The sequence below is a fragment of the Paenibacillus sp. Y859 genome, assembly GCF_056786405.1.
The window spans coordinates 612,540-631,538 of record NZ_JBXCIZ010000002.1 but is presented as its reverse complement, the minus strand read 5'-3'; the positions used below and the strand labels follow the sequence as shown (position 1 = coordinate 631,538).

The following is an 18,999-nucleotide window of genomic DNA, read 5'->3' as shown; positions in this document are numbered from 1 at the left end:
TTCGAAAGCGTGACAATGACGTCGCATTATGATCATTCATTCCCTGCTTCTATTTGCGGCTGTCCATCTGGATATGCATTGTGTCCTAATTGATCTCCAATCCACTCTGAGCCATCTTCCCACTGTTCTTTCTTCCAGATTGGCACGATCTGTTTGATACGTTCGATGATATATTCATTCGCTTCATAAGCTGTCTTCCGATGTGGAGAGGATACAGCAATAACAACGGCAATATCGGAAATATCCAAATGCCCTACCCGATGAGTAACAGCTGTTTCGCTATCTGGCCATCGTTCGCGCACTTCCTGTCCAATCCGCTCTAATTGAGCGATGGCCATCGAAGGATAGGCTTCATATTCTAGATAAAGCGTTCGTTTACCGTAAGTAATCTCGCGAACCGTACCTAAGAACAGCGTAATGGCTCCCGCTTCCCGTCGCTTGACTTTACTTGTTACTTCTTCCGGAATGATAGGCTGATCGGTAATGACATACCTTGACTCGTTCATCTTACTTTCACCCCTCTCCATGCTAAATGGCATGACGGGCATAGTCGCCACTCTTTCCACCGCTTTTACGCTCTAGATACGTGGGACCGAGAACCATATCTTTATCCACGGCTTTGCACATATCGTAAATCGTTAATCCGACGACTTGGGCAGCCGTGAGCGCCTCCATCTCTACTCCTGTAACACCGGTTGTTTTAACAATTACGCGAAAAGACAAAGTCTCCACATCCACCTCAGCGAAAGTGATGTCAATCCCTGTTAAAGGTAACGGATGACACATCGGAATGATGTCCGCTGTTTTTTTGGCAGCCATAATACCCGCTACTTGCGCCACGGATAGAACATCACCCTTGCCGATCGAACCTTCTCTAATTTTGTTTAACGTCTCCGGACGCATTTGAATTTGGCTTTTGGCGATAGCTATTCTTCGAGTCTCTGTTTTGTCACTGACATCCACCATATGCGCTCGACCCTGATCATTGAAATGGGTGAAATCCGAATCGCTCATCATCGTTATCCTCCACTTACTGGTGGTATAAAAGCTACAATATCATCTGGCTGAATGAGATAATCTCTATCGACGAATTGTTCATTGACCGCAATCATAGACTGACCTATCGATACGTTCGGATAACGTTGTTGAAATTCCACCAGCATGTCTGTCACAGTAATAGGTCCAAGCTCTAACGACAGGCTCGAAGCCCCGCATTCTTCTCTCAAATGAGCAAATAATAACACTTTCATTTCTCCACCTCCATTGCGCTATGAACCAATGTAACGATAGTATAATTCCTTAGCCAACTCTGGATCCGCCGTCCCATGAATCAATGCTCTGCCATCCTTAAATATAACGAGACGATAGCTCTCTTCATGGATCTGAACTAAATACGGATTATGGGTCACCTGATCACTTCGCTTCTGTGCAGCAATAATCAATTGATCCATATTTAATGGTGATACACGGGAAGGGCGAATCCATACCGTTGATCTACCACATAATACTTCTGTTCTCGGCGAATCATCCTCTTGCATATAAGGGTACGTTGGAGAATTGCCACAAGTTAAACATTCTTCTCGCCTTAGACCTGTACTAACCTTGATGGATTGGAACAGATTGGACCATAAATCGAACACCTGATATTGATTGGACATACTCTCTTGATTTCCCGTCAGCCATTTCAAAGCTTCAGCAGATTGCATGGATACGACCATTTGTACTGCAGGTGCAATGATTCCATTCACTTCACAATTCGCCGCTGAGTGAGGCATCCTAGATAATAAACAGTGCAGGCACGGAGTTGGCTGATCAGGTAGGAAACAACACATTACACCATAACTTCCCGAACAAGCACCGTATATCCATGGAATGTTATATTTGTAGGCAACGTCGTTGATCATATAACGAATGGAAAAGTGATCCGTCGCATCTATCATCAAGTCCACCTTAGACGACTCAACGAAACGAGCCAAATCAGCTGCCGTACAATCCAACACATGCGCCTCAATGTTGATGGTAGAATTAATATCTTGAAGTCGCCGAGCTGCCGCCACTGCTTTGGGCAATTGTTCCTCGGCATCCTGCTCGCTATATAGTGACTGTCTCTGTAGATTGCTCCACTCCACATAGTCGCGATCGATAATCGTAATCTTGCCAACGCCTGAACGAGCTAATATTTCTGCGTTACCGGAACCAAGCGCCCCAGCTCCCACAATCAGAACATGTTTATTCTCAAGTTCGATTTGCCCAGAAGAACCAATCGATGGGAAGCTTTGTTGTCTCATATATCTTTCACTGCGCATACCGGTATCCTCCTCATTCAATCTCTCAACATAGCCAAATACTGCTCTGGCGTATCGACATCCTGGGTGAAATCAAGTGGGATACCATGAGCACACCAATCGGATTCTTTAAGTTCCAGCCATTTAATCAATTCCAACAGCGCTGAGAGCCGATACTGCTTCGTTTCGATCAGATGGATGATGGGACATAGCACTGCTTCAGATCGATAGACCCCATGAAGCATTTGATGCTTACCGCCTATGACAGGTATTGCAGCAGCATAATGACTCTGCTGCAATCGATTGACCATCAGTTGCGCTGCATGAGTAGATAGATTAGGGTAATCGCATCCCATCACCCAAGCAAATTCTGTCTGTATTTTCAAACAAGCCGTATGGATCCCTGTCAATGGTCCTTGGCTAGCATAAACATCGGAAAGATACACAATTTCTCCTAGTGAAAGTTTTGTATATACAGCAGGTTCAGGTGTTACGATGATTATTTCTTGGCAAATGGTTCGCATCATTCGTACTTGCCGTTCAATAAGCCGTTCTCCCATAATGGGTAACAACGCCTTATTGTATCCGTTCATTCGCGAATTACGGCCACCCGCCAATATGACGCCAGTCACCATGGGAACACCACCCTTTATTTCCGCTTGCGGTACAGCACATAACTTCGTCTTAAATATTGGATAGGCATACTCAGCATGTGGACAAGTCTAGTAAACGGAAATACTGCGAAGAGAGCTAGACCCAGCATCACATGTATTTTGAAAATAAGCGGAACATCACTCATCAACGTACCATCTGGCGAAAAAGTCAGAACACCACGTATCCACGGTGATATCGTCTCGCGATAATCAAAATCGGTATTGCCTGTTGCATTAAATATCGTTGCAGCCATCCCAACTACAACGATAATCGTTAACAAAATGATAGATAACATATCGCCGAAGCTACTTGTCTTACGTACACGTGGATTAGATAAGCGACGATATAGAAGAATTAGACATCCCGCCAAAGTTAGAACACCTGCAAGACCGCCAGCATAAATTGCCATCGAATGATAGAAATGATCACTGATTCCAATCGCTTCAAGCCAAGCTTTCGGGATGAGAAGCCCACCTATATGCCCGAATAATACAAGCATAATACCGACATGAAATAGAATACTTCCATAGCGCAGCATCTTCTTTTCTAATATTTCACTTGATTTGGCTGTCCAGCCGAATTGGTCGGTCTGGTAGCGATAATACAGTCCAAGGAAGAAAATGATAACAATCATATACGGATAAATAACCCATAGAAACTGGCTGCCCGTCGACATTACGATTGCCCCCGATCTACGCGATTCACCTCTTGATTGCCAAAAGGTGAACCTCCGCCATATCCTGCAGCAGCCCACATCGGACCCGGACCACAACCACCCGATCCCGCATCATTCCCGCTATAAGCGATAGAAGCATCGAAATGGAAAGTACCTTCCTTCACGGACGATTGATCGATCAACATCAATATACCTGCAAGCACATGGCGATATGGACTTTCCGCTGCAGTAAGCGCATCCTGAACCGTTTCTAGCGCTTTACGGAAGGAGATCAGTAAGGAAATACCTTTATCCTCTTCTGCTACGGCTACATACTCCAGCACGAGTGGCAAATAATCAGGGAGTTCTTCACTAGTTAAGAGCATGTCTTCTTCCTCATAAATTTGTTTCAGTTTAAGCAAAGCAGGCCCCCGCTCACGTTCCTCACCGAGCTGACCGTAAGTTAAATATAGATTAGCTTTTTTACTGAAATCGAATGTTCTCACATAATTCTGAGTGATCGTCTCCGAGTCCATACCGACGAACTCGGCAATACAATCACTAGCCAAACTCTTGAGCATCTCTACGCTATTGGCATCATCTTCCTGAAGCAGGTGACACCAATCAACGAACATCTCATCTGCTGACTCCTGCCACTCAATATCTGGATATTGCAACAGAAACGACATCATCATCCAACTCGAACGGAGCGTCATATCCTTCATTTAAGATCATCCTCCGCACGGGCCTGGTCCGCCCGCCATATTTGTAAATCCGCATGCTCCTTGCTCGGTATACAGGTCAGCAATTTCTTCACGATGCGCTGATGGAATAACAAACCGATCTTCATACTTCGCAATGGCTAGTAAACGATACATCTCTTCTACTTCCTTCGCTGTCAAGCCGAAACTTTCCAGTAGTTCAAGATTAGGTTCTTTCTTCAGATTGCGTGAACGCATATGAGTTCGCATGATGGCCATCTTCTTAAGCACAGTCTTGATAATCTCTGTATCACCTGCTGTTAATAGATTCGCTAAATATTGAACAGGAATACGCATATCATCAATCGCTGGGAAAATATCATCCTCTGTCGCTACCGCACCTTTCCCTTCAACCAAATTCGTAATTGGACTAAGCGGTGGAACGTACCACACCATTGGCATCGTTCGGTATTCCGGGTGAAGCGGAAGGGCAATTTTCCATTCTACTGCCATTTTATAAATAGGAGAGCGCTGAGCAGCATCAACCCAATCTTCCGGTATGCCCGCTTCACGCGCTGCTGCGATCACTTCAGGATCAAATGGGTCTAAGAAAATATCAAGTTGCGCTTCGTATAACTTCTGTTCATCCTCTACCGAAGCAGCCTCCTCAACACGATCTGCGTCATAGAACATCACGCCTAGATAACGAATCCGACCAACACATGTTTCAGAACAAACCGTTGGTAGACCTTGCTCTATCCGTGGGAAACAGAGTGTGCACTTCTCAGCCTTATTCGTTTCCCAGTTGAAATACACTTTTTTATAAGGGCAACTCGTTACGCAGAATCTCCATGAACGGCAAGCATCTTGATCCACCAAGACGATACCATCTTCCTCACGTTTATACATCGCACCTGAAGGACAGCTTGAGACGCAAGATGGATTGATGCAATGTTCACAGATTCGTGGGAGATACATCATGAACACCTGTTCGAACTCCATACGAACCGATTCTTCAAGTCCAGCCATATTAGGATCACGCAAGCCTGTTTCGTGAACCCCTGCCAGATCATCCTCCCAGTTCGGCCCCCACTTTATTTCCATATGCTCCCCCGTAATTTGCGATTTCGGGCGTGCTACAGGTTGGTGCTTACGCTCTTTCGTTTGATTTAATTTCTCATATTCATAATCCCAAGGTTCGTAATAATCATCTATCGTAGGTTGATCTGGGTTATGGAAAATATTAATCAACCGTTTGGCACGGCTTCCAGATTTAAGTTCCAGTTTGCCCTTCTTAAGCTCCCAGCCGCCTTTATATTTGTCTTGATTCTCCCATTCTTTCGGGTATCCGATTCCAGGCTTCGTCTCGACGTTATTGAACCACATATATTCGGCACCCTTACGGTTAGTCCAAGTATTCTTACATGTAACGGAACATGTATGGCATCCGATACATTTATCTAAGTTCATGACCATACCAATCTGCGCTTTAATCCTCAAGCCAATTCACCTCCGTAAGTTTACGTATCACAACATTCAAGTCACGTTGGTTACCAGTAGGACCATAATAATTGAAGCCGTAGCTTAGCTGTGCATATCCACCGATCATATGTGTCGGCTTCACGTGAATCCTTGTAGGGCTGTTATGTGTTCCCCCCCGTGTCGATGTTACATCCGTTGCGGGAACGTTGATTGTCCGATCCTGAGCATGATACATGAAGCACATTCCTCGTGGCATCCGGTGCGTCACAACTGCACGAGCAACAACCGCACCATTCTGGTTAAAGCATTCAATCCAATCATTATCCTTAATATCCGTATCCGCTGCGTCATCCTTATTCATCCAAATCGTAGGACCTCCGCGGAACAATGTGAGCATTGGAAGGGAGTCATAATACATACTATGGATCGACCATTTACTGTGCGGAGTCATGAAATTCAATACGATCTCTTTGCCTTTCACACTCGGTCTCTCCTTAGCGGTATGGAATGGTGCATGTTTCAGTGTTGGCTTGAAGATCGCCATATTCTCACCGAATTCCGTTAACATCTCATGATCGACGAAGAAATGTTGCCGTCCTGTCAACGTGCGATATGGAATCATTCGCTCCACATTCGTTGTAAATGGTGAGTATCTCCGACCATGCTGTTCCGTTCCGCTAAATGCAGGGGAAGTTATGACAGTCTTTGGCTGTGCTGTAATCTGGGCAAAAGTAAAGCGCTCGTCCTCACGATCCTCAGCTAAGTCCTTCAGCTTCAGTGCCGTCTTCTTCTCCAGCGATTCCCACGCCTTAACAGCCATCTTCCCATTGCTTGTTGAAGATAACGTCATAATCGCCTCTGCCATATGGAGGTCAGTTACTAACTTCGGACAACCTTCGCTCACACCCGGCTCATCGACTACACCGTTGAGTTTCTTTAACAGCTCATATTCATCATCCGCTGACCAATTCATTCCTTTAATTCCATAAGGTTTGTCCTTCACTTGTCGTCCAAGCGAGATCATCTTCTTATACACTTGTGCATAATCCCGCTCCACGATAACAAACTTCGGCATCGTTTTACCTGGAATGGCTTCGATTTCTTGCCTACTCCAATCGCGTATTTTACCGTATGGTTGCGCCAACTCGTCAGGCGTATCATGCAACAAAGGTACAGAGACGATATCCTGTTGCGGTCCATCAAATTGACCTTCTGCCATTTCAGAGAAACTTTTGGCAATCGTCTTGAACGTTTCCCAATCCGATCGTGATTCCCACAATGGTGGCACTGCTGGGTTGAATGGATGTATAAATGGATGCATATCTGTTGATGACAGATCACTCTTCTCATACCATGTCGCTGCGGGAAGTACGATATCTGAATAGACAGCCGTACCTGACATCCGGAAATCAATATTAACCATCAGATCAAGTTTGCCTTCTGCCGCTTCATCTCTCCACGTAATTTCTTCAGGACGAATGGTATTCGTATCATCATTAAGTAGACCATTGTGCGCACCAAGTAAGTACTTCAAGAAGTATTCATGACCTTTACCTGAACTTGAGATCAGGTTCGCACGCCATACGAACATCACTTTCGGATGATTCACTTCCGCGTCTGGATCTTCCATGGCAAACTTCATTTTTCGATCCTTTAATTGCTGCGCCACATACTGTGATATTTCTTCTGGTGTTGTTGCACCAGTGGCATTGGCTTGACTCACAAGATCAAGTGGGTTCTCATCGAACTGCGGATAAGATGGTAACCAGCCAAGTCTGGATGCGAGCACATTATAATCGGCATAATGCGAATAGCGTGCTTTATCCACAAGCGCTGAGGTATGTCCTTCTACCGGATTCGATTCGAACCGCCATTGATTCGTTGCAAAGTAAAAGAAGGATGTCCCGTTCATTTGACGAGCAGGCATCGTCCAATCTCTTGCAAAGGCAACGGTAGCCCAACCTTCTGCTGGACGTAGCTTCTCCTGTCCAACATAGTGAGCCCAGCCTCCGCCATTAACACCTTGGCATCCTGTCATTAATACCAAGTTCAGAATGCTGCGATAGATCGTATCGGAGTTATACCAGTGGTTGATTCCTGCACCGACGATAATCATCGAACGACCTTGACTTTCAATGGCATTGGTTGCAAATTCACGAGCAATTTGAATGATAGACTCCCGATCAACGCCTGTAATGGCCTCCTGCCATGCTGGCGTATAGGCTGTATCTGCATCATCGTAACTGCCTTCACCAGATGCATTCACACCATATTGCGCTAACATTAGATCAAAGACGGATGTCACTCTAATCGTAGAACCATCCGCACCTGTAACCGTCTTGAACGGAATGCTACGAGTTATAATCGTTTTGCCATCGTCATCAAAGTAAGGCAGGCTAATATCTACATTTCCATTCGCTGTCTGACCTAGGCCAAGCTGAGGACTGATATCTTCACCCGTGATCGTATCGATTGGATTCAGGTTCCATTTCCCATCCTCACCCCAGCGAGATCCAATCGATCCATTTGGAATATGAAGTTCACCTGTATTCTCATCGATAAGTACCGTTTTCCATTCCGCATTATTCGTCTCGATACCTAAATCCTTCGCCGTTAAGAAGCGATCTGCTGTACAGATGCCCTCTTGCTCTTGCAATATAATGAGAAATGGGAAATCTGTATATTTTTTCGAGTAATTCTCGAAATACTCCGTACGTTGTAACACATAGAACTCTTTCAAAATAACATGACCCATCGCCATTGCCAGTGCTCCATCAGTACCTTGCTTCGCTTGAAGCCACTTGTCGGCAAATTTGACGAATTCCGCATAATCCGGACTGATCGATACGACCTTCGTTCCACGATAGCGTGCTTCAGTCATGAAATGAGCATCTGGTGTTCTCGTCATCGGAAGGTTAGAACCCCATACAAGCAAATAGCTTGAATTGTACCAATCGCTGCTCTCAGGTACGTCTGTCTGGTCACCCCAGATTTGTGGTGAAGCTGGCGGTAGATCCGCGTACCAATCGTAGAAGCTAAGCAATGGTGAACCGATCAAAGACAGAAAACGGGAACCAGCTGCATAGCTAATCATCGACATCGCTGGAATGGGCGAGAATCCAAAGATTCGGTCTGGACCATATTGTTTGATCGTATACAGTAAAGACGCAGAAATAATCTCAGTGACCTCTTCCCAAGATGCGCGAACCATCCCACCCTTTCCTCGGGCGGATTTATAGATAAGTTTCTTATCTTCATCCTCAACAATAGAAGCCCAAGCCTTAACAGGATCACTCGAAAACTGACGAGCTTCTCGCCACATATGAAGTAATTTGCCACGAATATAAGGATATTTCACCCGAAGTGGACTATACAGATACCAAGAGAAGCTTGCTCCACGAGGACAGCCACGTGGTTCAAATTCTGGCATGTCAGGACCGGTTGTCGGATAATCCGTCTGTTGTGATTCCCAAGTAACAATGCCGTTCTTGACGAATATTTTCCAGCTACATGATCCTGTGCAATTGACACCATGTGTAGAACGAACGACTTTATCATGCGACCACCGATTACGGTACATGTCTTCCCAAGAACGATCAGCCGTTGATACTTCGCTCCATCCTTCAGCATTCTTTTCTCGCTTGCGGAAAAATGTAAGCTTTTGCAGTAGTGGGTTGTGCTTCTTCATTCATTCATCTCCTTACGCCTTATTCTACTTATCATTGTAGACTTTACAGTTGGCATAAAAGAGAGGGGAAAACCCTCATTCTTTCAAGGGATTTCCCTAGTTTTGATAAAATCCTGACATCAATCTACATTTTTAATGGTTTAATGTTGGAGGGGAGTAAAGATATGGCGAGCGAGCACACGCTGTTCAGGACAGCCTCCTCGTCATGAATGGAGATGATTGGAGTATTGCGGAATTTCTTTGGATTCAACCAACTGACCCACAGACGTACGTCAGTTGTCTCTTGAAGCAGAGCCTCCATTTGCTCCGACTCTCGTATGAGTGCGATTTTGGGGTATGGTGCATTTTTAAATCCTTCTGCAATCAGAATATCAACCCGACCGTTCAACAATTCAGCAATTTCCGGTAACGTCGTCGGCTCCTGGCGCATCCAGCGGGTAGCGGTATTTGAAGTGAGGACTGTTTCCACAGCCCCATGTGTTAGGTGCTTACTACTATCCGTTCCAAGTTCATCTAGTTGGAATCGGTGGGCATCATGCTTCGCCGAACCGACCCTTAACCCAGAAGACGCAAGTGCTGCGATCAGCTTACATGCAAGTGTTGTCTTGCCACTATTTTTGAAGCCTACAATTTGTAGCACTGGTAAGGGTAATGATGGGGATGTATCATCCAAACTTAAATTCACTGACATTAGGTTCTCTCCTCTACAACGGAATGACTTCGATAAGCGTACCCGCCTCGTAGCCCTTAGGTGAACCAGGGAGACAGATAAGACAATTGGCATCGCGTAGAGATACCGTTACGCTTGACATGTCACGGCCTACTGGTGTTGCTTCCAACATTCCTTGCTTACTGGAAATGACACCACGAACGAATCGCGTAGAACGATCAGATTTCAAATAATCGACGGTTAACGTAGCAGTCATACGCTTCTCAGCAATAAGTTCAGCTCCCATCATGCCGCGGATAGCGGGACGAAGAAACAGCCGGCTGCCAACGTAGCATGCTGCTGGATTTCCAGACAGTGCAAAGAGCGGCTTACCATGCCATAGCCCATATGTTGTAGGGCTACCCGGTCGCATCAACACTTTGTTAAACTTCAAATCTCCGTCCCAAGCTTGCATCACGTCATACATAATGTCATGATCCCCAACTGATACTCCGCCCGTCGTTACGACGACATCGTATGCTTTAAGGGCAGCAGTCACCGTCGTTCTAGCTAATTCAGCATCGTCCGGAATACGATCCAACACGATGGGAATCCCACCATAATCCATTACCATTGCCGCAACCATATACCCGTTACTGTTGCGAATTCGACCTGGTTCAAGCGGGTCCCGAATATCTAATAACTCAGCTCCCGTCGTTACAATGGCTACTCGCGGCTGCCGATATACTTCAACAGAAGCAACACCGAACATAGCAAGTAGAGCCATTTCTCCCGGTCCAATACGAACACCCGGTCGAAGAACAGTCTCCCCTTCGCCAATTTCAATTCCTATGGGAGAGACATTGTCACCTGAAGTAACTGTTCCCTTCACACTACATGACTCTTCATCCGGCAAGTCTATGCTACCTTCCTCGGTCATCTCGTACTTAATAACAGCATCTGCTCCATCTGGAACAGCCGCACCCGTCATAATCCGCGCACATTCCCCCGTTCGCAATCTCAATTCCGAGGTTGTCCCTGCTGGAATATTATCCACCACTTTTAATGTTACTGGCGTTTGAATTGTGGCATGAGATGTATCAGCACTCAGAACCGCATAACCATCCATACCCGCACGACGAAAATGCGGGACAGGCTGAGGTGCAACAACTTCTACTGCCAAGTATCTTCCGACACTTTGCAGAATCGTCAGTACCTCTGTATCCATTAAACGAACGGAGTCTAGCACGATATCAGTCGCTGCTTGTACACTAATCCCTTTTCGCATAAAGGTCTGCTGATGCTTTCTACCACTCATAAGATGATCCTCCTCGTGCCCGAACCTTTGTTGTTACTCAGTCCCTCCTGTTTAAATCTTTCAGAGGTTGGCTCAACTTCGCTGAAGACTCCCACGTAGTAACTAGCTTCTCCAACGTCATTGTGCACCGTATTGATGCTAATATGTTGCAAGAAAAGCTCGCCACTTTTCTTCTTGTTCCAGATTTCCCCGCTCCAAGCATGATTCTCCTTCAGTTGCTTCCACATCGTTTCATAGAAAGTCTGATCATGACGACCTGATTTGAGAAAACCTGACTTTTGTCCGATGGCCATCTCTGCTGTATAGCCAGTAACTGCTGTATACGCAGGATTAATATTAATAATCGTTCCTTTTTTATTCGTAACAAGAATAGCCTGTGAGGTGCATTGAATAATCTGTTCCGCTAGTTTCACTTGATCCTGCCAGTACAGATAGAGTACAAGTAACAAGCTGGATAGGGCGACCATAGACAGAGCCATGAAACCAATAGCATAATGACCCGTTATTGCGAGTAATAGTGACAGCATTAGCGGCGGGAAGAATCCTCCGAGACCCCCAAGAGCAGAGATCAGTCCATTAGCGATACCTGCTTGCTTCGAGAAGTATAGCGGAACCAATTTAAATAGCGTACCATTCCCCGTTCCCGCACAGAATCCAATGAGTAAACATCCCACCGAATACAACATAATGGATGGCGAGAATGCGAGCAGGATGCCCCCGATCGTCAATCCACTAAATACATACGCCAATATTTTAAATGGATTAAGCTTATCTCCAAGCCAGCCGCCAATTGGGCGCATTATTGTAGCGAGTAGCACAAAGCCCGCCGTACGTAGTCCAGCATCTATTTTGCTAATTCCAAAGTGTTGGACAAGGTGATTCGGTAGAAATACAGTGAAAGCTACAAAAGAACCAAATGTTATAAAGTAAAAGAAGCACAAAAGCCACAATTTCTCATTTCGATAAATCCCTTTAATCTGCTCCATCAATGGCGTTGTCAATTTACTTTCTTTCCGATCTCCCACGAATAAATTAGCAAGAGCGAATACGATGAGTAGGATCAGATAGAACTGTACCGTCGCCCGCCAACCAAACTGTGTTGCCAAAATAGGTGCGAAAAATGTGCTCAGCGCTGAGCCGATATTTCCAAGTCCGTAAATCCCATTGACGAATCCATGTTTCTCCCTTGGGTAATATTTAGGTAAAGAGGTAACGCCTACAGAGAATGTTGCGCCTGCAATCCCAAGAAATAATCCACCCACGATGAGATCGGCAAAGCTCGTAGCTTTACTGATGTAAAACACCGGAACCAATAGGACGACGAAGCTAATCAGAAACATCAACCGAGCTCCATATTTGTTCGTCCAATAACCAAATGGTATCCGTAAAATGGAACCGAGTACGATCGGTACCGCTGTTACTAACGATAATTGACCTGGTGTTAGCAGTATGCCTTCCTTAATAAAAACAATTAGTGATGATAAGATGCCCCAAACAGCAAAGCCTAGCACAAGACTTAACGTTTGTAGTGGCAGTATTGCTTTGGATGGTTTCATAACCATGCCTCCCCATTAGACGAATCGAACTACTATCCATTATCATGCGAGCATGTTACGAAACAAAGTGGGGAATTCCCTCATTTATGTGTAGGAAATTCCCCATTTGCAATCTTTTTAGTTATGCCAATTCATTTCATCAAGTAAAAAACGAGTAGGAATGGTAAATCGAACGGATTGCTTTTCCTTCTCAATCACGATTTCCAGATCACATTTAAGTGATTTAAGCTGTGGCATGACAGGTAAGAAGAGTTCTTGTGATGCGGGATGAAATAAATAACCCTCAAATTCAATCAATGTCTGTCCGAACTCGTCTTGACCGATAACCAACTTGGCAGGTACGGTTGAAATATCACACTCTTGTATCAAAAATGCTAGAATCTCTAAAATTTCTTCTTGTCGTTGAGAGCTTAATCTTGTTATTCGCTGATCTAACAGTTCACAAGTCATCCCTGCTGCCTGTGCTTGACGAAGTAGCTTGCGAAAAGGTCTAACTGCCCCCTTTGTTGTAGACTCCAAGTCACGATCTAACGTATACATTCCATTCATCTCCCCAGAATCTACACAATCTATCGGTTCTTCATCATACAATAGGGCAAGAACGCTAGCACATGTCTGTACACTCACAATATCTTCCTCCGCAAATTCCCGCCTGCTACGCTGACCAACGAGGAGCACCCCATAGGCTTGCCGATCTATATGTATGGTAGATTTTATTGTAACACCCACGCCTGAGGATAGAGATTCTACGAGAAATATCGGGTATTCTAACACTTCATCCTGCATCCCTTCAGGAAATTCAGTGACAACATGCGGGGTCATCCCTTGCAACACCTTGCCCGCCATTCCCCTGCCCATTCGAACCGCAATCTTTTTGTATCGCTCTGAGTAAGCCCCTAGCGCGAACCGCCAATAAATATCTCGATATTGACCATCCGTCAACGCTACAGCCACGAAATCCAGCTGCATCTTCTTCTTAAGTCTCTCCAACTCCCTTTGAATCCTCCGTTGCAGCGTTGTGCTGTTAATCAATATCCAACAACCCCCTTCTATACGCCAATTTGATCAACTCACGGCGGTTGTCTAACTGCAGTTTTTCCATAATATTGGCTTTATGGTTTTCAACCGTCTTCACACTAATTAAAAGCAATTCCGCAACTTCTTTATTCGTATAGCCTTTTGCAACAAGACTAAGAATTTCCTTCTCACGTTCTGTAAGTGATTCGAAAAGATCCTTCGGATCTCGTGTCTGGCCTTGCAAATATCCTTGAACGACCTTCTTAGTCGCTGATGGGTGCAAATATACAAGTCCCTGGTGAACTTGAGCGATGGCAATGACGAGCTCAGATAAAGGCGCCGATTTCAATATATAACCTGAAGCACCTGCTTTGAGCGCTCGAAATAGGTACTGTTCATCATCATGCATCGTTAGAATAATAACCTTTACCTCAGGCATCGATTGCAAAAGTTCCCTCGTCGTATACAACCCGTCGCGACCGTTCGGAAAACTCAGATCCATCAATACAATATCTGGTTTAAGTTCAAGCGCCTGCTTGATGCAGGATACACTATCCGCCGCTTCACCAATGACTGTAATATTTGTCTGTGCATCAAGCACAGCACGTAGCCCGCTTCGTACGACAGCATGATCGTCTACAATAATAACTTTCACTTTCAATATAAACCCTCCCCAAATTGCTAACTAACAAGGTCTTTAATTGATATTTGTACTTGAATGGTAGTTCCTTCTCCAAGCGTAGATTGAATATCAAATGAGCCTCCCAGAATTTCGACCCGCTCTTCCATACTATATAATCCAACACCTTGTCGTAGCTCAGAGGTGATAACAAAACCGAGTCCGTAATCCCTTACTTTTAACTCCGCAGATGCAGGTTCAAGCTTTAATTGAACATCGATTACATCGGTTTGTGAATATTTAGCGGCATTCGTAAGTGCTTCTTGAACGATGCGATAAAAAGCTGTCTCTATTGCAGCAGGCATTCGCCCACCATCCTCTTCCACTTTGAAATGAACCTGAATACCAAATTTCTGTCCATACATGCGAAAATATTTGCGTAGTGCTGCGATCAACCCGATGTCATCCAGCGCAGACGGTCGCAATTCAGCGGATAAATCACGAATATCCTCGATGGTATTGCGAATGGCATCCTGTAATGTATTCATTTTATCATCAGACATCTCAACATCCATATTCTGTTTCAACACCTCGGATTGAATCAGAATGCTATAGAGTGATTGTCCGATTCCATCGTGTAACTCGCGTGATATAAGCTTTCGTTCATTCTCTTGCGCGAGAAGAATAGAGTGCGTAATCATCTTAGCAATTTGATGCTGCTCTTGCTGACGCTGCTCTTCAACTTCTTGTATACGCAGTATGCTTAAGGGACCATGCATCGAGTCAATGTAATGCGACACACTTACATTGACAGCTCTAGCCCCTCCCTGTGGAGTGACTACCTGTAACATGATCGGCTTGTGAGTGGAATCGAAGACAAAACAATCTTGATAGGAACACAGCTTATTCAAGCCTGGATAATTCGAACACATATTGCAGAAGCTGATCGACATTTCTCCTTCATCCAATTTCAACATTTGTCTTGCAGCAGGATTAATTCGCTTTATATTCATCGAGCTATCCAGCACAAGAACACCATCCGAAATATGCTCAAATACATTGGCAAGTTGCTCCTGCTCTGATCTAAGCTTCCGCCCTTGTGAGTAAATGATGAAGAAGAATACAGTCGTAACAGCTAGTACGAACAAAAATATCATAATAGAGTGTTGCCAATTAGTATCCATATTCCCTAGCATAACTCGAATTGAAAATACTATAACGAGAGTGGTGACAATCGTTAATAATCCATTCCTCACCATAAACCCGGCCAATCCTAGTGATTTCCAGAATGATGACATCTTTAATTCCCCTTCCATACATAAGTAGATCCATTCCGCACAATCGATTCATTAAGGTGACACCTAAGTTGCCATCTATGCCTGATCACTCACCAGCAGTTTTAATTTCTAGTCTACCACTAGGTCACAATGATTGTGAATTTCTTTTTATAATCGTAGTTCAAAATATGTAGAGTTAGTATAGTTTCTACGCCTAGCCCATAAGGGAATTAACTTATTTTAGAAACTAATAGACACTTGATCCGTATATATTCATTAGATTTCGATAACACTTAGTCAAAACTAATCACCTAGAAAGAAGATTAACATCGGAGAGGAGCTGTAATGATGGAATTCTATCGAAGCAGCGTTGAGGAGAGTTTACAAGAAGTAAATAGTGAGGAAACAGGACTTTCTTCTGCGGAAGTTGCAAAACGAATCGAAATGGACGGTTACAATGAGTTAAAAGGTAAGGAAAGGGTTCCCATTTGGAAGTTATTTGTCGAAAACTTTAAAGATCCTATGGTTATTGTCCTAGTGATTGCAGCAGTGGTGCAAATCATTCTGGGTCAGTTCATGGAGTCGCTAATTATATTCACTGTACTCATATTAAATGCTTTGATTAGTGTGATTCAGACTCGTAAAGCCGAGAGTTCACTTGATGCATTAAAGAAGATGTCAGCTCCAGAAGCAAAGGTCATACGTAAAGGGGCAATGAGCTCCATTCCTGCCAGGGAAGTTGTACGAGGAGATATTGTCCTATTAGAAGCTGGTGACTATGTACCTGCTGATGGTCGCTTGATTGAGTCTGGTAGTCTGAGGGTTAATGAGGGAATGTTGACCGGAGAGTCAGAGGCTGTGGAAAAGCATACTCAGACTATCAAGGCTGACTCCCCCCTCGGAGATCGCAAGAATATGGTGTTCAGCGGTTCATTAGTCGTGTATGGACGTGGAAGCCTAGTAGTTACCGGCACAGCTCTAAATAGTGAAATAGGTAAAATTGCCACATTGATAGAAAGTGCTGAAGCGAAGCAAACTCCACTTCAGCGCAAGCTCGAGAGCTTTAGTAAAAAACTTGGTGTCGCTATATTACTTCTATGTGCCCTTATCTTCTTGGTACAATCTGGACGCGTATTTTTCTCAAATGATACCCAAAATATTACAACCGCTATTCTTGATGCTCTAATGTTTTCTGTAGCTGTAGCCGTAGCCGCAATTCCAGAGGCTCTCTCTTCAATCGTAACCATTGTACTTTCCGTAGGTACAAACAAAATGGCAAAACATAATGCCATTATTCGCAGATTGCCTGCGGTGGAAACATTAGGTTCAACTAGTGTCATTTGTACAGATAAAACAGGTACATTAACTCAGAACAAAATGACAGTTATAGACTATTTCCTTCCTCAAGGAACCAAGGCTAGTTTTCCGGATGATCCTGACAACTGGTCCATGGGAGAACGTCGGTTACTACATATTGCCGTTCTATGTAATGATTCAAATATTAATGAAGAAGGAAAGGAATTAGGTGATCCGACAGAAGTAGCTCTAATTTCATTTAGTAATAGTAAGAACAAAGACTATAAAGAAATTCGAGATAACTTCCCTCGTGAAGCTGAAATTCCATTTGATTCAGATCGTAAACTAATGTCAACCTTACACACTTTTGCCGGAAACAGGGTCATACTTGTAAAAGGCGGACCCGACGTTCTCTTCAGCCGTTGTACTAAAGTATTAATGGGTGAAGAAGAGATTCCTTTTACAGATGAAATTCTTGAACAATTAAATCAAGCAAACGAAAACTTTTCCAAAAAGGCGCTTCGTGTACTAGCTTATGGTTATAAGTCAATAGACAATACCAATTTAGATATTGGACCTGAAGATGAACAGGATCTGGTCTTTGTCGGACTAACCGCGATGATAGATCCCCCAAGAGAAGCCGTTTATGCTTCTATTGAAGAATCAAATAAAGCGGGAATCCGGACGATTATGATCACGGGTGACCATAAGACAACAGCACAAGCCATCGGAATTGATATTGGATTAATGAAGAAGGATGATATTGCTTTAACAGGCCAAGAGTTGGATGCACTATCTGACGAGGAACTGGATCAGCAATTAGAAAAGATCAGTGTCTATGCTCGCGTCTCCCCTACTAATAAGATTAGAATTGTACGTGCATGGCAAAGAAAGGGTAAGATCACAGCGATGACAGGAGACGGTGTGAATGATGCCCCCGCACTGAAACAAGCAGATATAGGAGTCGCCATGGGTAGTGGAACCGATGTAGCGAAAGACTCCGCTGCCATGATTCTTACGGATGATAATTTTGTATCCATTGTAAAAGCAGTCGGTGTAGGTAGAACCGTTTTTGATAATATTAAAAAGGCTATTTCTTATTTATTTGCTGGTAATCTAGGTGCTATCATTGCGATCCTATTCGCCTTATTTTTTAATTGGATTAATCCTTTCACCGCAATACAGCTCTTATTCATTAACTTAGTTAATGATTCCATCCCCGCCATCGCTCTCGGAATGGAAAAAGCAGAACCTGGTGTCATGTCACGTCAGCCACGAGATATTAAAGAAGGTATTTTTGCAGGCGGTACGTTGAGAGCTGTCATCACACGAGGTTTGCTAATTGGTATAGCGGTTATTATTTCGCAATACATCGGGTTACAGCATTCACCTGAAATGAGTGTCGCAATGGCATTTACGACGTTGATTCTAGCACGTACACTCCAAACTTTTGCAGCTCGTTCTAATACACAAAATGCATTCCAAGCTGGATTTTTCAGTAATAAATATGTTATTGGTGCAGTATTGATCTGCTTCTGTTTCTATGGCATTACGGTTCTTCCAGGAGTCCGTGGAGTCTTCTCCATACCAGATACATTTGGAATGCAACAATGGTTAATTGCTGCTGGTCTATCGATGGCAGCCGTTATTGCAATGGAAGTTATAAAATGGATACAGAATTTGGGAACTAGCAAGAAATAGGAGGAATGACTTAGGACGCTCAGACTTGTCAAAGAACATGAGCTTAAACAAGCAGCAATGTTAGCGGAGGATGTATTCTGTAAAGATGGCGATCGTTATAT

16 protein-coding genes are annotated in these 18,999 nt (G+C 44.1%); 1 reads left to right on the top strand and 15 read right to left on the bottom strand.

The window, feature by feature from the left end:
* Positions 1–32 precede the first annotated feature (32 nt).
* From AC1TO8_RS08025 to AC1TO8_RS07955, 15 genes are all read right to left on the bottom strand, one after another.
* The gene (locus AC1TO8_RS08025) at positions 33–506 is read right to left on the bottom strand and encodes a molybdenum cofactor biosynthesis protein MoaE (RefSeq protein WP_482055050.1); all 474 of its coding nucleotides are present in this window, start codon (positions 504–506) and stop codon (positions 33–35) included.
* Between the two features lie 22 nt (positions 507–528).
* Positions 529–1,014, bottom strand: coding sequence for a cyclic pyranopterin monophosphate synthase MoaC (moaC, locus tag AC1TO8_RS08020; protein WP_482055263.1), 486 nt, complete (start codon positions 1,012–1,014; stop codon positions 529–531).
* A 5-nt stretch (positions 1,015–1,019) separates the two neighbouring features.
* Positions 1,020–1,250, bottom strand: coding sequence for a MoaD/ThiS family protein (locus tag AC1TO8_RS08015; protein WP_482055049.1), 231 nt, complete (start codon positions 1,248–1,250; stop codon positions 1,020–1,022).
* An 18-nt stretch (positions 1,251–1,268) separates the two neighbouring features.
* Positions 1,269–2,306 carry a ThiF family adenylyltransferase gene (locus AC1TO8_RS08010; protein WP_482055048.1) on the bottom strand — a complete coding sequence of 346 codons (1,038 nt, stop codon included), beginning with the start codon at positions 2,304–2,306 and terminating at the stop codon, positions 1,269–1,271.
* A 17-nt stretch (positions 2,307–2,323) separates the two neighbouring features.
* The gene (gene mobA / locus AC1TO8_RS08005; protein WP_482055047.1) at positions 2,324–2,920 is read right to left on the bottom strand and encodes a molybdenum cofactor guanylyltransferase; all 597 of its coding nucleotides are present in this window, start codon (positions 2,918–2,920) and stop codon (positions 2,324–2,326) included.
* Positions 2,921–2,934: 14 nt separating this feature from the next.
* A complete protein-coding gene (gene narI, locus AC1TO8_RS08000; RefSeq protein ID WP_482055046.1) occupies positions 2,935–3,615 on the bottom strand; it encodes a respiratory nitrate reductase subunit gamma in 681 nt (226 codons plus the stop codon).
* Positions 3,615–4,319: a nitrate reductase molybdenum cofactor assembly chaperone gene (gene narJ, locus AC1TO8_RS07995; protein WP_482055045.1), complete on the bottom strand. Its 705-nt coding sequence runs from the start codon at positions 4,317–4,319 to the stop codon at positions 3,615–3,617. Before narJ ends, narI begins: the two co-directional genes overlap by 1 nt.
* Before the next feature lie 6 nt (positions 4,320–4,325).
* Positions 4,326–5,795 (bottom strand): nitrate reductase subunit beta, encoded by a 1,470-nt coding sequence (gene narH, locus AC1TO8_RS07990; protein ID WP_482055044.1) that lies wholly within the window; start codon positions 5,793–5,795, stop codon positions 4,326–4,328.
* Positions 5,785–9,465, bottom strand: a complete 3,681-nt coding sequence (locus AC1TO8_RS07985; RefSeq protein ID WP_482055043.1) for a nitrate reductase subunit alpha — start codon at positions 9,463–9,465, stop codon at positions 5,785–5,787. The genes narH and AC1TO8_RS07985 overlap by 11 nt, the downstream gene beginning before the upstream one ends.
* Positions 9,466–9,589: 124 nt before the next feature.
* Positions 9,590–10,156 carry a molybdopterin-guanine dinucleotide biosynthesis protein B gene (mobB, locus tag AC1TO8_RS07980; RefSeq protein ID WP_482055042.1) on the bottom strand — a complete coding sequence of 189 codons (567 nt, stop codon included), beginning with the start codon at positions 10,154–10,156 and terminating at the stop codon, positions 9,590–9,592.
* A 13-nt stretch (positions 10,157–10,169) separates the two neighbouring features.
* Positions 10,170–11,432 carry a molybdopterin molybdotransferase MoeA gene (locus tag AC1TO8_RS07975; RefSeq protein WP_482055041.1) on the bottom strand — a complete coding sequence of 421 codons (1,263 nt, stop codon included), beginning with the start codon at positions 11,430–11,432 and terminating at the stop codon, positions 10,170–10,172.
* Complete coding sequence (locus tag AC1TO8_RS07970) at positions 11,429–12,988, bottom strand: nitrate/nitrite transporter (RefSeq protein ID WP_482055040.1); 1,560 nt, start codon at positions 12,986–12,988, stop codon at positions 11,429–11,431. The genes AC1TO8_RS07975 and AC1TO8_RS07970 overlap by 4 nt, the downstream gene beginning before the upstream one ends.
* Positions 12,989–13,105: 117 nt before the next feature.
* Positions 13,106–14,020, bottom strand: coding sequence for a hypothetical protein (locus tag AC1TO8_RS07965; RefSeq protein ID WP_482055039.1), 915 nt, complete (start codon positions 14,018–14,020; stop codon positions 13,106–13,108).
* A complete protein-coding gene (locus AC1TO8_RS07960) occupies positions 14,013–14,666 on the bottom strand; it encodes a response regulator (RefSeq protein WP_482055038.1) in 654 nt (217 codons plus the stop codon). Before AC1TO8_RS07960 ends, AC1TO8_RS07965 begins: the two co-directional genes overlap by 8 nt.
* A 20-nt stretch (positions 14,667–14,686) precedes the next feature.
* Entirely contained in the window at positions 14,687–15,922 is a 1,236-nt protein-coding gene (locus tag AC1TO8_RS07955) for a sensor histidine kinase (RefSeq protein WP_482055037.1), read from the bottom strand.
* Between the two features lie 327 nt (positions 15,923–16,249).
* On the opposite strand from AC1TO8_RS07955, the gene AC1TO8_RS07950 reads away from it, so the two are divergent.
* A complete protein-coding gene (locus AC1TO8_RS07950) occupies positions 16,250–18,898 on the top strand; it encodes a cation-translocating P-type ATPase (RefSeq protein ID WP_482055262.1) in 2,649 nt (882 codons plus the stop codon).
* Positions 18,899–18,999: the final 101 nt, after the last annotated feature.